At 60.7% G+C, this 14,055-nt stretch carries 13 protein-coding genes; 5 read left to right on the top strand and 8 right to left on the bottom strand.

The window, feature by feature from the left end:
- Positions 1-27 precede the first annotated feature (27 nt).
- Together AB4N91_RS12790 and nudC are read left to right on the top strand one after the other, a co-directional pair.
- Positions 28-840, top strand: coding sequence for a crotonase/enoyl-CoA hydratase family protein (locus AB4N91_RS12790; protein ID WP_154911753.1), 813 nt, complete (start codon positions 28-30; stop codon positions 838-840).
- A 5-nt stretch (positions 841-845) separates the two neighbouring features.
- Positions 846-1,676, top strand: a complete 831-nt coding sequence (gene nudC, locus AB4N91_RS12785; protein WP_010460006.1) for an NAD(+) diphosphatase — start codon at positions 846-848, stop codon at positions 1,674-1,676.
- Here nudC and AB4N91_RS12780 read toward each other — a convergent pair.
- From AB4N91_RS12780 to AB4N91_RS12770, 3 genes are all read right to left on the bottom strand, one after another.
- Positions 1,644-2,423: a TSUP family transporter gene (locus tag AB4N91_RS12780; protein WP_102593769.1), complete on the bottom strand. Its 780-nt coding sequence runs from the start codon at positions 2,421-2,423 to the stop codon at positions 1,644-1,646. The genes nudC and AB4N91_RS12780 overlap by 33 nt on opposite strands.
- 264 nt (positions 2,424-2,687) lie before the next feature.
- The gene (locus tag AB4N91_RS12775; protein ID WP_010460010.1) at positions 2,688-3,164 is read right to left on the bottom strand and encodes a nuclear transport factor 2 family protein; all 477 of its coding nucleotides are present in this window, start codon (positions 3,162-3,164) and stop codon (positions 2,688-2,690) included.
- A 56-nt stretch (positions 3,165-3,220) separates the two neighbouring features.
- On the bottom strand, positions 3,221-3,784 hold the full coding sequence (locus tag AB4N91_RS12770; protein WP_460112519.1) for a TetR/AcrR family transcriptional regulator: 564 nt from the start codon (positions 3,782-3,784) through the stop codon (positions 3,221-3,223).
- Between the two features lie 236 nt (positions 3,785-4,020).
- Here AB4N91_RS12770 and pssA point away from each other — a divergent pair, with 236 nt between their 5' ends.
- Positions 4,021-5,364, top strand: a complete 1,344-nt coding sequence (pssA, locus tag AB4N91_RS12765; protein WP_010460013.1) for a CDP-diacylglycerol--serine O-phosphatidyltransferase — start codon at positions 4,021-4,023, stop codon at positions 5,362-5,364.
- Between the two features lie 3 nt (positions 5,365-5,367).
- Here pssA and AB4N91_RS12760 read toward each other — a convergent pair whose 3' ends face one another.
- The 5 genes from AB4N91_RS12760 to efeU form a co-directional block, all read right to left on the bottom strand.
- Positions 5,368-6,537 carry an MFS transporter gene (locus AB4N91_RS12760; RefSeq protein WP_154504577.1) on the bottom strand — a complete coding sequence of 390 codons (1,170 nt, stop codon included), beginning with the start codon at positions 6,535-6,537 and terminating at the stop codon, positions 5,368-5,370.
- A gap of 161 nt (positions 6,538-6,698) precedes the next feature.
- Entirely contained in the window at positions 6,699-7,523 is an 825-nt protein-coding gene (gene efeO, locus AB4N91_RS12755) for an iron uptake system protein EfeO (protein ID WP_154911751.1), read from the bottom strand.
- Positions 7,524-7,547: 24 nt separating this feature from the next.
- Entirely contained in the window at positions 7,548-8,846 is a 1,299-nt protein-coding gene (efeB, locus tag AB4N91_RS12750) for an iron uptake transporter deferrochelatase/peroxidase subunit (RefSeq protein WP_154911750.1), read from the bottom strand.
- A gap of 18 nt (positions 8,847-8,864) precedes the next feature.
- Entirely contained in the window at positions 8,865-10,064 is a 1,200-nt protein-coding gene (efeO, locus tag AB4N91_RS12745; protein WP_154911749.1) for an iron uptake system protein EfeO, read from the bottom strand.
- Between the two features lie 8 nt (positions 10,065-10,072).
- Complete coding sequence (gene efeU, locus AB4N91_RS12740; RefSeq protein ID WP_010460022.1) at positions 10,073-10,912, bottom strand: iron uptake transporter permease EfeU; 840 nt, start codon at positions 10,910-10,912, stop codon at positions 10,073-10,075.
- Between the two features lie 291 nt (positions 10,913-11,203).
- On the opposite strand from efeU, the gene AB4N91_RS12735 reads away from it, so the two are divergent.
- Positions 11,204-12,220 carry an AraC family transcriptional regulator gene (locus AB4N91_RS12735; protein ID WP_042932818.1) on the top strand — a complete coding sequence of 339 codons (1,017 nt, stop codon included), beginning with the start codon at positions 11,204-11,206 and terminating at the stop codon, positions 12,218-12,220.
- Positions 12,221-12,388: 168 nt separating this feature from the next.
- Positions 12,389-14,047 carry an AMP-binding protein gene (locus AB4N91_RS12730; RefSeq protein WP_145307258.1) on the top strand — a complete coding sequence of 553 codons (1,659 nt, stop codon included), beginning with the start codon at positions 12,389-12,391 and terminating at the stop codon, positions 14,045-14,047.
- The last annotated feature ends 8 nt before the right edge of the window (positions 14,048-14,055 follow it).

Genomic DNA, 14,055 nt, shown 5'->3' with positions numbered 1-14,055 from the left:
TTTTTGCCCGGTAAAAGGATCACTGCCATGTCTCAGTACACCGCGTTCACCGTCGAACTGGCCGATAAAATCGCCCATGTGCAGATCAACCGCCCGGAAAAGATCAATTCGATGAACGCCGCGTTCTGGAGCGAGATCATCGACATTTTCCAGTGGATCGATGACACCGATGAAGCTCGGGTTGTTGTACTCAGTGGCGCCGGCAAGCACTTTTCCTCCGGCATCGACCTGATGATGCTGGCCGGAGTGGCCAATGAACTGGGCAAGGACGTCGGCCGCAATGCACGTCTGCTGCGCCGCAAGATCCTCGCTCTGCAAGCGTCGTTCAACGCCGTCGATAACTGCCGCAAGCCGGTGCTGGCGGCGATTCAGGGTTATTGCCTGGGCGGCGCCATCGACCTGATTGCCGCGTGCGACATGCGTTACGCCGCCGAGGATGCGCAATTTTCGATCAAGGAAATCGACATCGGCATGGCCGCCGACGTTGGCACTTTGCAACGTTTGCCGCGGATCATCGGTGACGGCATGCTGCGTGAACTGGCTTACACTGGTCGCACCTTTGGCGCCGAGGAAGCGCGCAACATCGGCCTGGTCAATCGCGTTTACAGCGACCAGGCCAGCCTGTTGGACGGTGTGATGGGCATTGCCCGGGAAATCGCCAGCAAGTCGCCGATCGCGGTCACCGGCACCAAAGAGATGATCAGCTACATACGCGACCACCGCATCGACGACGGCCTCGAATACGTTGCCACCTGGAACGCCGCCATGCTGCAATCCACCGATTTGCGCGTGGCCATGGCTGCCCATATGAGCAAACAGAAACCCGAATTTCTGGACTGATTAAAATGACTTCACGCTGGACCACCGCAGTACTGGACACCGATCAACCTGGCGGCTGGGCCGTGGCTCGCAGCCCCGAAGGCTTTCTGTTCGACGACAATGGCGCGCTGTTCCCCCGCGAATGGCTCAAACGCCAGGACCTGTCGATCCTGGCCGAACATGGCATCGGTCACCTGGATGGCGAACCGGTCTACCTGCTGGAATTGCGCAGTCACAGCGAAGTACCGGGCTGCAACTGGAAAGGCTTGCGGGCGTTCATGCTCGATGGCGATCACACGGTGTACAAGGTGCTTGGTTATGCCGCGCAGATCGGCACCTGGTACCGCGAGCATCGCTTTTGTGGCAATTGCGGTCAGGCGGCGACGCAAGTTCCTCGTGAGCGTGCGATGTACTGCGAACCGTGTGATTTACGCTATTACCCGCGCATCTCGCCGAGCATGATTGTGCTGGTGACCCGGGGCGACGAGGTGCTGTTGGCCCGTTCGCCACGTTTCGTGACCGGGGTCTACAGCACGTTGGCGGGGTTTGCCGAGCCGGGCGAGTCAGCCGAGGACTGCCTGATTCGCGAAGTGCGCGAGGAGGTGCAGATCGAGGTCAAGAACATCCAGTACCTGGGCAGCCAGTGCTGGCCGTTCCCGCATTCGATGATGCTCGGCTTTCACGCCGAGTACGCCGGTGGCGAGATTGTCTGTCAGGAAGACGAGATTGAAGACGCCCAGTGGTTCAACGTTCATGAGTTGCCACCCTTGCCGGCGTCGCGCTCGATTGCCCGTTACCTCATCGACGTCTACGTGGCGCGGCGCTTAGGCCACGCTGAACCAGTGCTGCCAGGCTAGCCGCACGGTCAAGCCTAGCACCACGGTGATGAACACCGGGCGAATGAACTTCGCGCCGCCGCTGATGGCGGTGCGAGCCCCGAAGAACGCGCCGACCATCACCGACAGGCCCATGCTCAGGCCGATGATCCAGTCCACCTGCCCGGAAAACACGAACACCGACAGCGCCGCGATGTTGCTGACGAAGTTCATGCTGCGCGCCACGCCGCTGGCCTTCACCAGGTCGATGGGATACATCAGCAGACTGCTGACAGTCCAGAACGCGCCGGTTCCCGGACCGGCCACACCGTCGTAGAAACCGAGGCTGAAGCCTTGGGTCGATTGCCACTTTTTCTTGATCGGTGCGTCGCTGTCCAGCGGAGCTTTCGGTGTGCCGCCGAACAACAGGTACAGGCCACAGGCAAACACAATCACCGGCAGCATTTTGTTCAGCCATTCGGCGGGCAGGTAATGCGCGACCACGGCGCCAGTCAGCGCACCGACCAGCGTACCGACAATGGCGTGCACCCACTGCCGGGGATGGAACAGCTTGCGGCGGTAGAAGGTAAAACTGGCGGTGGCGGAGCCGAAGGTCGAACTCAGCTTGTTGGTGCCCAGCACCAGGTGTGGCGGCAGGCCGGCGGTCAACAGCGCCGGGGTAGTCAGCAGACCGCCACCGCCGGCGATGGCGTCGATGAAACCGGCAATGAAGGCGACAATGGCCAGAATGGCCAGGGTGGTGAGGTCAACGCTGAGTTCAAAAGGCATGGAAATCGGCTTATTCGGCGGGGTGCAGCAAGGGGCTGCGGGGAAGGGCCGATATCTTACCTAGATCCAGACTTTGCGGCGACTGGTCTGGCCTTTTCGCGGGCAAGCCTCGCTCCTACGGGATTGTGGTCATCACAAAATGGGCGGACGACATAAATCCCGTAGGAGCGAGGCTTGCCCGCGAAGGCTGATTCACAGTCAACAAATAAGTGGCCTGTTACATCGCCTTCGCGGGCAAACCTCGTTCCTACAGGGGATCAGCGGTTACAGACCGAGGTCGGACAAGCTCGGATGATCATCCGGGCGACGTCCCAGTGGCCAATGGAACTTGCGGTCGCTTTCCTTGATCGGCATGTCGTTGATGCAGGCAAACCGGTTGGCCATCAAACCGTTTTCATCGAACTCCCAGTTTTCGTTGCCGTAGGAACGGAACCAGTTACCCGAGTCGTCGTGCCATTCATAGGCATAACGTACGGCGATGCGGTTGCCGGTGAAGGCCCAGAGTTCCTTGATCAGGCGATAATCCAGTTCCTTGGCCCACTTGCGGGTCAGGAAACCTTTGGCTTCTTCGCGGTTGTAGGCGAACTCGGCGCGGTTACGCCACTTGGTGTCCAGGGTGTAGGCCAGCGACACGCGTTCCGGGTCGCGGGAGTTCCAGCCGTCTTCGGCCAGGCGAACTTTTTCGATGGCTGATTCACGGGTAAACGGCGGCAATGGCGGACGAACTTCGGCGTTAGACATATATAGTCTCCCTTTCAAGTTAGAGTTCGAGCAAGTTGTCAGGCTTGGTTCAAGTGTTACAGGTCCAATAACTTTCGCGCCATGCATTGCGCATTATCGGCGGCACTGTGATCACCCATCACAAGCGCTACGGTAATGGCGCCGTCGATCAGGATCAGCAGCTGTTTGGCCAGCGTCTCCGGGTCGTTAGCCCCATGTTCGGTGCAGAGCTCGCACACGTAGGCGAGCAGCTTTTGTTTGTGATCTTTGGCGACCAGGCGAACCGGGTCTGACGGGTCGCCGGTTTCACCACTGGTATTGATGAACGCACAGCCACGGAAGCCTTCAGAGGCGAACCAGGCCTTGAGCACGGTAAACAGGTTGAGCAGGCGGTCGGCCGGGGTTTCAGCCTGGTCGACTTCACTTCTGTACCAGTGCATCCAGCGCGCGTCGCGGCGTTGCAGGGCGGCGACGGTCAGCTCCTCCTTGTTGGCGAAGTAGCGGTAGATACTTTTTCTGGAGACGCCGGCGGTCTTTACCAGAAGATCCATGCTGGTGGCGGCGATGCCACTTTTATAGATCAACTTTTCGGTGACATCCAGAATGATGTCGCGTGTGTCGTTGCTTGTGATTTCGTTCATGTGGTGAACAGTAGAACGATCGTTCTCCTTGGTCAACGGGTTTTTAGAAAGATCTTTCCCGCGCTCTGCGTGGGAATGCATCCCGTGACGTTCCGCGTCACATTTCGAAGCGGACGCAGAGCGTCCATGGCGGCATTCCCACGCAGAGCGTGGGAACGATCGGTGCCGTGGGAAGACCCAAGCGGATCCATGGTGTAAGCTCTCGGACTCTTCGGAATTGACCCTTTGCGAGCCCTATGCCGTCGCTTTTCAAACGCTCTCTGCTGCCTAAGCTGCGCAGTTTTCCGCTGACCGCCGATGCCGTCACCATTCTTTCCGGCGCTGCCGAGTTCCGGCGTTGCCTGCTGGAAAAAATCGCCAGTGCCACCCAACGCATCTATATCGTTGCGCTGTACTTGCAACAGGACGAGGCCGGTCAGGAAATCCTTGATGCCTTGCACGCCGCCAAACTGAAGCGTCCGGAACTGGACGTGGTCGTGGTGGTTGACTGGCTGCGCGCTCAGCGCGGCTTGATCGGTGCCGGCAAACAGCCGGGCAACTCGGCCTGGTACCAGGAAGCGACGCGCACCCACGAAAGTGTTGTGCCGGTGTACGGCGTGCCGGTGCAGACTCGCGAGTTGTTCGGCGTGCTGCATTTGAAAGGCTTTGTGATCGATGACTGCGTGATCTACAGCGGCGCGAGCCTGAACAACGTTTACCTGCACAAGTTCGACAAGTACCGCTACGACCGTTATCACCTGCTGCAGAACCACGCACTGGCTGATTCCATGCAGCACTTGATCCAGCACGGTCTGATCGCTTCCAAAGCGGTGCATCGCCTCGACCTGCCGAACCTGCCGACCACCCGCAGCCTGCGCAACGACATTGGCGATTTGCGCAGCCGCCTCAAGCACGCCGCGTACGACACCACGGCCGGCAGTACGGCGAAGGGCGGTTTGTCGGTGAGTCCGCTGCTCGGTGTGGGCAAGAACAACCCGTTGAGCCGAGTGATTTGCGAGTTGATCGCCAGCGCTCAGCATCAGTTGACCATCTGTACGCCGTATTTCAACCTGCCATTGGCGGTGACCCGGGAAATCAACCGGGCTCTGGGGCGCGGCGTGAAAATCGACATCGTGGTCGGTGACAAGACCGCCAACGACTTCTTCATCCCGCCGAGCGAGCCGTTCAAGGTGATCGCCGCGTTGCCGTATCTTTACGAGATCAGCCTGCGGCGCTTTGCCAAACGCCATCAACACAGCATCGACAGCGGCAAGCTGAACCTGCATTTGTGGAAGGACGGCGACAACACCTATCACCTCAAGGGCATGTGGATCGACAAGCGCTACACCTTGCTGACCGGTAATAACCTCAACCCACGGGCGTTCCGCCTCGACCTTGAGAACGCGTTGCTGATCGATGACCCGAAAGGCGAATTGCTGGAGCCGCGCAGTAAAGAACTGGGCGAGATTTTCCACAACACCACGCGCATCCAGCGATATCAGGATCTGGAAACGCTGCTGGAATACCCGGCGGCGGTGGCCAAGTTCCTCAAGCGTGTCAGTCGGGTGCGGATCGAGCGGTTGCTCTATCGGATTTTGTAACCCTCAGTGCTGCCGCGTCTGTGGCCACAACGCCACCAGCAGCAACAGCGCAGCGGCAAACAGGTAGGGAAGGCGCGGATCGACGTCGTAGATCAACGTCGCCGCCAGCGGTCCGATGACCACGCCAAAGCCTTGCGCGGCACCAATGGAGCCGGCGGTGGCGCCTTGTTCCGAGGCGTCGACCGCGTTGGCCGCCAGTGCGGCGAACGACGGAAAGATCAGCCCCATCCCACCCGCCGACACGAAAAAACACAGCCATAAACCCCAAGCAGCATCCGCCAGGATGCTGCCGGCAAAGCCCACGGCCGCCACCAGTGCGCCCGCGCGGATGAGCCGCAGCGGCGGCCATTCAAGCCGGCGCACCAGCAGTTGCGAACAGATCAGCGCGAAACCGACCATGGTCAAGGCGATGCCCGCGGTTTGCGCGGCATCGGCCGGGTTCATGCCGAGTCGGTCGAGGGCGAAGAAGCCGACGGTGATCTGCGCAATCGACACACAGAGCATCGCCACAAACGCGACGGCCATTGGGCGACGCAGTCGTGGATCGTTCAGATGAACCTTGCGCGGCGCTTGCCGCAGGTGCAGTTCCTGACCCTTGAGTTTGTAGTGCAGCACCACAAACGCCAGTAACGGCAGGATCGCCATGGCATAGAACGGCAAGCTCAGACTGAAGCGCGACAACAACGCCGCAATCGCCGGGCCGATCACCAGCCCGCAGGCGTTGGCCGCGCCCAGGGCCGCCATGGCTTTGGCGCGGTGTTGCGGCTCGATGTTGTCGGCGATCAGCGCGTTGCCGCCCACCGGAATCGCGGCATAGAACACGCCGATCAGGCCGCGTCCGATCATCAACCCGATAAACCCCAACAGCGCCGACGGCAGAAAACGCAACGAGGCATCGATGAACAGGCACAAGGCCCAGTAGGCGAGGGTGAAGCCGGCTGTGGCGATCAACAGAATCCGTCGCCGGCCATAGCGATCACTGGCCCGGCCCCAGGGGCGGGCGAGCAACATCCAGATCACCCCGGACACCGTCACCGCCGCGCCGGCCTGCCAGGTGGCCAGGCCCAATACCCGGGCGATCGGTCCGATCAGGGAGACGAACGCCATCATCGACATGGAACAGGCCATGTTGGCGACCATGAGTGGGCGCAGGTCGAAGGCAGGGGTGGTCATGGTGAGTCTTCCGTGAGCTTTTATTATTGGCGGGGGATGTTAGCGCGGGTTATGTGCAAGGCAGGAGGAATATCGGTGAGCGTGATAATGCCTTCGCGGGCAAGCCTCGCAGCAGGAGCGAGGCTTGCCCGCGAAGAGGCCCGCCAAAACGCTACAAAAAATCAGTTCAAACCCAATTTCCCACGCAATGTGGAAAGGTCTTCAGCCAACGTATTCACCGGCCCAACCAACGCCTTGCGGTCGTTCTCTTTCACCTTGTCATACGTCTCGAACCCACCATCCCCGGTTTTGTACTTCGCCAGAATCTTGTTCACGCTGGCAAAGTTCTTGTCGACCTTGGCAATAAACGCCGCGTCCTGCTTTTCGATCTGCGGACGGAACAGGTCGACGATTTTCTTCGCGCCGTCGATGTTGCCCTGGAAGTCATACAGGTCAGTGTGGCTGTAGCGGTCTTCTTCACCGGAGATCTTGGTGGCCGCCACTTCTTCCAGCAGCGCAGCGGCGCCGCCCACCACTTTCTCGGGCGGGAAGGTCAGGCCGGCGACGCGGGTTTGCAGGTCTTTGACGTCTTTGTTCAAGCCATCGGCCAGTTCATCGAGACCCTGGGTGCTGTTTTGCGAGAACAGCGAATATTCAATGCGGTGGAAACCGGTGAAATCTTCGGCCGTCACGCCTTTTTCGTGGTCATCGACACGGGAGTCGATGGAGGCATCGAGGTCGCTGAACAGCTCGGCAATCGGCTCGATCGATTCGTAGAAAACCCGGGTCGGTGCGTACAGTTTCCTGGCGGTGGCCAAGTCTCCTTTTTTCACTGAATCGGTGAACTGCTGTGTGTGGCTGGCCAGCTCATCCAGTTGCTCCGTGACATAGATTTTGTAATCCGAAATCGGCTGCACCAGCTCCAGCGGCGCCGTCGTCGCGAAAGCCGACAGCGGGGTATTGAGCAAGCCTAGGGTCAGCAATAACGCGAGGGGCGACTTTTTCATGGGACGGTTCCGTGTGGGGGTTGTTCAGGTGTTTGTTTTGGGTGAGGCAGCGTCAAGCAGCGAGCGACCGATGAAGTCCTGGTCGCCCGTCACACCCGGCAGGGTGAAGAAGTAACCGCCGCCGACCGGCTTGAGGTATTCCTCCAGCGGCTCGCCGTTGAGTCGGGTCTGGACGGTGATAAAACCTTTGTCCAGATCCGCCTGGTAGCAGATGAACAACAAACCCATGTCCAACTGGCCGTTCTTGTTCACGCCGTTGGAGTAGTTGAACGGCCGGCGCAGGATCAGGTTGGCCTGGGTCGCAGCAGCGCGCGGGTTGGCCAGGCGGATATGCGCGTCGAGTTTGGTCAGTTTGCCTTGCGGGTCCTTGGCGTAGTCCGGAACTTCAGTTTCATGGGCGCCGCCCATGGGCGCGCCGGTGGCTTTTATGCGGCCGAGAATGCTTTCCTGTTCCTGCAAGGGCGTGCGGTCCCAGCGCTCGACGAAGTTGCGGATGATCCGCACCGCCTGATAGCTGCCATTGGCGGCCCACGCCGGTTCGTCGCTGCCCGGTTGCACCCAGACGAGGCTGTCCATGGACTTGGCATCGTTGGAGTCCGGGTTCGCCGAGCCGTCGCGAAAACCGAGGAAATTGCGTGCGCTCTGCGCCGGCACACCGGGTTTCGTCGGCGCCTGGGGCGGCACGCTGCCTTCCTGTTTCCAGCGCACCAGCAGCAGGTCCGGCAGGTTTTTCACAATGTCGCGCAGGGCGTGGATGTTGGTGTCGGTGGTGTTGGCGCAAAACTGCAGACTCAGGTCGCCGTGGCAGCAATCGGCGTCCAGAGCATCGTTAGGAAAACCGACCATGCGGCTCAACCGTTTGGGCTTGGCCGCGGCCAGGCCGAAGCGCTCGTCGAACAGCGACTCGCCCACCGATACGGTGATGGTCAGGTTGTCCGGCGTGACCACCGGGCCGAGGATGCCCGAATCCACCGGCGGCAGTTTCGGATCGACTTGCGCCACCGGTCCGCCCTGCATCAGGAACGCGATGCGCTCGTTGAGGGTGCGGAACAGCCGTTCCAGGTCCTCGCGATCACTGGCCAGCACATCAAACGACACCAGCATGCCGGACGCCGGGCGCGGAGTGACGATGCCGGTCTGGTGCTTGCCATGGAACGCGTGGCGGTCTTCGGTCTTGTCGCTGCTTGGTGCTTCGGTGACTTGCGCGGGGCTTGCGGCCATCGCCGGGCAGCTCAGTGCGGAGCCTGCCAGCGCAACACCCGCAGCGCCCATGCCCATCAATACCCGGCGACGCTGGAGGTTGAAGTGTTCTGAATCGTTCATCGGTTTTGAGTCTTCTGCTTAAAGGCCGGAAAGGCCGAGGGCGGGATCGATTCCATCGAGTGCGTCGGCCAGCGCCTTGGCCTTGTCGGCGATCTGTTTGCGCTGCGCGGCACTCACCATGTCGTAGCTCGCGTAGCCGTCCTGGACCTTCAACCCATTGAGTTCGGCATCGAGGGCAGTGATCGCGCTGTCGATCTTCGGCAACAACTCGGTGGCGGACTTGGTCAGCAACGGGCGCAACAGGTCGACGACTTTGCGCGCAGCAAAGAGGTTGGCGGCAAAACCGTTCAGGTCGGTGTGGCTGTAGCGTTCTTCTTCACCGCTGCTGGCACGCACATCGGCGAGGCTGTGCAGATTGCGCGCGACAATGCTCACCAACTGTTCCGGTGGCAGCGATTGCGCGAGCAGTTGCTGTTTGAGCGTGGCGACGTCGCTGTTCAAGCGCTGGGCAACCGGTGCCAGACCGTCGAGGTTGCGTTGCTGGAACAGCGCGTACTCGATGCGGTGGAAACCGCTGAAGGCTGGATCCTGTTCGCGTTTCTCGAAGTAATCGGCGCGGGCATTGATGGCGTTGTCCAGTTCAGCCAGACGCTGGGCGGCGGGGGCGATCCGTTGATAAGCGGCGCGGGCGGGCACATACAGCGCTTGTGCCTGGCTCAGGTCGCCAGCGGCGATTGCTTGCTCAAGGGCGGCGACGGCTTTGATCAGCGCGTTGCTTTGACTGCTCAGGTACACACGGAATTCTGACAACGGCCCTACGAAGGCGACCATCGACGGCTTGGCCTTGGCGGCCGCGTCGGAGGCGGCAGTCGGAGTCACGTGCAAGGTGCCTCGCGGGTTGCTCAGCAATCCGCAGGTGATCGCATAGTCGCCGGGTAGCAGGTTGGCATTGATCACCTGGCTCAGGCCCGGCGCGATGTTTTCCCGTTCTTCGACTACCAGCACGCCGTCAAGGATCTCCCATTCCACCGCCCGGTCCGAGCGATTGACGATGCGGAAGCTGGCGCGACCCGCCGGAACGGACAGCGCATTCGGCTCGCAGCTGTGCGGGTGAATAGTCACCAGCACTTCGTCATGGTTAACCTGGCGCTTGGCCGCCGCCATTTTCGAGGCGTAGTAGAACAGGCCGCCGGCGGCGATCATCACGATCACCGAACCGACCACCGCCCAGCGCAAGGCACGGGGAGGCGAGGCCTGGGGAGGGACTTGATTTGGCATGGGTGCCCTTATTGGCTGGAAACGGAAGAAGGTTGTTCAGCGGGTGCCGGGGCTGGGATGAAGAACATCACCAGCGCCACTGCCAGGTAAATCAGATAGGCCCCGAGGGTGCTGACCGTCGGCGCGTCCTGGTAACCGAACATGCCGGCCAGCACCGATCCCACCGGGCCGTCCATCGGCAGCGTCGCACTGAAGTCCAAGAGCACGGTTTGCAGGTGATTCCAGACTCCGGCTTCATGCAGCGCCTGCACCGAGTTGGCGAGAATGCCCGCCGCCACCACCAGGATGAACAAGCCGGTCCAGCGGAAGAACGCGCCGAGGTTCAGGCGCATGCTGCCGGTGTAGATCAGGAAGCCGACGATGATCGCCAGGATCAGGCCGAGGAGGGCGCCGATCGGTGCCGCCGGGCCTTCGCTCTGCTGGAACACCGCGAGCAGGAAGAACACCGTCTCCAGGCCTTCCCGGGCCACGGCGAAAAACACCATGGCGATCAGTGCCGTGACCTGGTGTTTGGAGCCGGTCAGCGCGTGGTCGAGGGAGACGTGCAGCGAGTGCTTGATCGAACGCGCCACTTTGCGCATCCAGAAGACCATGGAGCTGAGAATGCCGACAGCCACCAGGCCGACCACACCTTCAAACAACTCCTGTTGTTTCTGCGGGAATTCGGCGCTCACCAGCTCCAGACCACCGCCCACCAGCAAGGCCAGCGCAACGGCAAGGAAAACGCCGATCCACACGGCGGGCATCCACTGGCCACGGCCGGTCTGCTTGAGGTAGCTGGCGATGATGCCAACGATCAACGCGGCTTCAATGCCTTCGCGCAGCATGATCAGAAAAGGAACAAGCATTCAGCACCGTCGTGGAATTAGATAGGGTGCTAAGTTGTAACATAATGACACTCATTCCCAAATGGCATTCATTGGCATTTACCTGAACCTAACCTGAACAACTCTAAAGATCACACCACCCCCTTGTAGGAGCGAGGCTTGCCCGCGAAGAACGATTACTCGGTATCAGGGCAAGACCGAGTCGCCTGCTTCGCGGGCAAGTCGGATCGCCGCACCGCTCGCTCCTACAGGATTGGGTCGCTGTGCGCTAAGATGCCGGCACTCAAACAAGATCAAGGCCCACCTCGCTCAATGTCGGAAAAAGACACCATCGCCATCCAACTGGTGCGTGAAGCCCTGTTGCAAAGCTGCGCCCCCGGAGCCGCCACCGACGAGGTATTGAACAAAGTCGGCATTGATCCGCAGCTGCTACAAACCAGTGATGCCCGCGTTCCGGCGACGGCGTATGCACGGCTTTGGCGCTTGCTGGCCCGGCGCGGGGACGATGAATTTTTTGGCATGGACCCGCGCAAGCTCAAATCCGGCAGCCTTGAGTTTCTCTGCCGCAGCTCGATGATCCAGCCGAGCCTGGCAGCCGGCCTGACCTCAGGCCTGAGTTTCCTGTCGTTGATGCTCGAACGCATGCCGGCGCAGCTGGTTCGTCAGCAAAGCCTGGCGGAGATCGTGTTGCTGGAAGATGAGCTGGACCCGCGCCGGGCCTTTACCTATTTCACCTACTGGATGATCGTGCACGGCGTTGCCTGTTGGCTGGCGGGGCGGCGGATACCGATTCTGGCCATTGAATTACGCTGCCCGGCGCCGGATTTCTGCGATGACTATCAGGTGATGTTCTCCGAGAACCTGCGATTCGACCGGCCCCGCACGCGGATGATTTTCTCGGCGGATTGCCTGGACCTGCCGATCAAGCGCAGCCCGGAAGAACTCAAGCGCTTCCTGGCCCATGCGCCAGCGAATATTCTGGTCAAGTACCGCGACCCGGAGAGCCTGGCGAGCCGGATCAAGCATGATTTACGCCAGTTGCCCGCCGATCAGTGGCCGGAGACCGAGCCTCTGGCGCAGCAACTGTGCATGTCGGCCTCGACCTTGCGCCGGCGCCTGGCGGAGGAAGGGCAGACCTATCAAGGGCTCAAGGACAGCGTGCGCAAGGAATTGGCCATTGTCTGGCTGGCTGAGCCGAGTATCAGCTTTGCCGAGATCGCCACGCGGCTGGGGTTTGCGGATGCGAGTTCGTTCTACAAGGCGTTTCGCAAGTGGTCGGGGTCCAATCCGGGGCATTATCGGAGTTTGATCCTTAACGAAGCGAGCTAGATACCGATCGTTCCCGCGCAGAGCGTGGGAACGATCATTGGCTACCTTGGCCAAACCAGTCAGACAACTTGATAGCTTTGACCATTGCCCCGAGCCCCGCGTGGGGTGAGTATTTCTGTGGTTTTTACGGTTCCCCCAACCTAATAAAAATACACAGGGATTCTGGCAATGCGCGATTACTTGTCTGCCACGTCACAGTTCAATTATCAGCACACCGTCGACGCCGCCCTGGCCGGCGATCTGACTGCCCTAAACGCCTGCGTCGAGTGTTGCGACCGGCATGCCTTGCCGGGGCGTATTGCGCTGTTCTGGGAAGGCCGCGACGGCGCCAGCGCCACGTACACCTTCAAGGACCTGCAGGACAAAGCCGCGCGCTTTGCCAACTTCCTTCTGGCCCAGGGCGTGAAAAAAGGCGACAAGGTCGCCGGCCTGCTGCCACGTAATATCGAATTGCTGATCACCGTCTTCGCCACCTGGCGCATCGGCGCGGTCTATCAGCCGTTGTTTACCGCCTTCGGCCCGAAAGCCATCGAACACCGACTCAGCTGCTCCGGCGCCAAAGTGGTGGTGACCGATGCGGTCAATCGCCCCAAACTCATTGAAGTCGCCGACTGCCCGACCATCGTTACCGTCGGCGGTGCGAAAGGCCAAGGCATCGTCCGTGGCGATTACAGCTTCTGGGCCGAACTGGCCAATTATTCCCCCGAGTGCGAACCGGTGTTGCTGACCGGCGAAGACCCGTTCCTGCTGATGTTCACCTCGGGCACCACCGGCCCGTCGAAAGCCCTGTCGGTGCCGCTCAAAGCCATTGTCGCTTTTCAGAGCTACACCCGTGACGCCGTGGACCTGCGCCCCGAAGACGCGTTCTGGAACGTCGCCGATCCGGGCTGGGCCTACGGCATCTATTTCGGCGTCACCGGTCCCATGGCGATGGGGCATCCGATCACCTTTTACGATGGCCCGTTCACCCTCGAAAGCACCTGCCGGGTGATCAATAAATACGGGATCACCAACCTCACCGGGTCACCGACGGCCTATCGCTTGCTGATTGCCGGTGGCGACGAGTTCGCCAAGTCGATCAAGGGCAAACTGCGCATCGTCAGCAGCGCCGGTGAGCCGCTGAACCCGGAAGTGATCCGTTGGTTCGCCGACAACCTCGGGGTGGTCATTCATGACCATTACGGCCAGACCGAACTGGGCATGGTCCTGTGCAATCACCATGGCCTGGAGCACCCGATCCACATGGGCGCCGCCGGGTTTGCCTCGCCGGGCCACCGCATCGTGGTGCTCGACGACGAGTACAAGGAGCTCGGCGTCGGCCAGCCCGGCATCCTCGCCATCGACCGTACCCAGTCGCCGATGTGCTGGTTCGCCGGTTACGAAGGCGCGCCAACCAAGGCCTTCGTTGGCAACTACTACCTGAGTGGCGACACCGTCGAGTGGAACCCGGACGGCAGCATCAGCTTCGTCGGGCGCAGCGATGACGTGATCACCACTTCCGGCTACCGCGTCGGCCCGTTCGATGTGGAAAGTGCATTGATCGAACACCCGTCAGTGATCGAAGCCGCCGTCGTCGGAAAACCCGATCCGGAGCGCACCGAACTGGTCAAAGCCTTCGTCGTGATTTGTGAGCAATACCGCCCGACACCGGAGCTGGCCGAAGAACTGCGCCAACACGTGCGCAAGCGCCTGGCCGCGCATTCGTACCCGCGTGAAATCGAATTTGTCAGCGAGTTGCCGAAAACCCCAAGCGGCAAATTGCAGCGCTTTATCTTGCGCAACCAGGAAATCGCCAAGGCTCAAGAGGCTGCGGCGAAGAACGTTTAGCTTGAATC

This window comes from Pseudomonas sp. H3_D04 (assembly GCF_054669175.1).
Note: the sequence above shows the minus strand (reverse complement) of the source record. Positions and strands in the feature narration are given on the sequence as shown.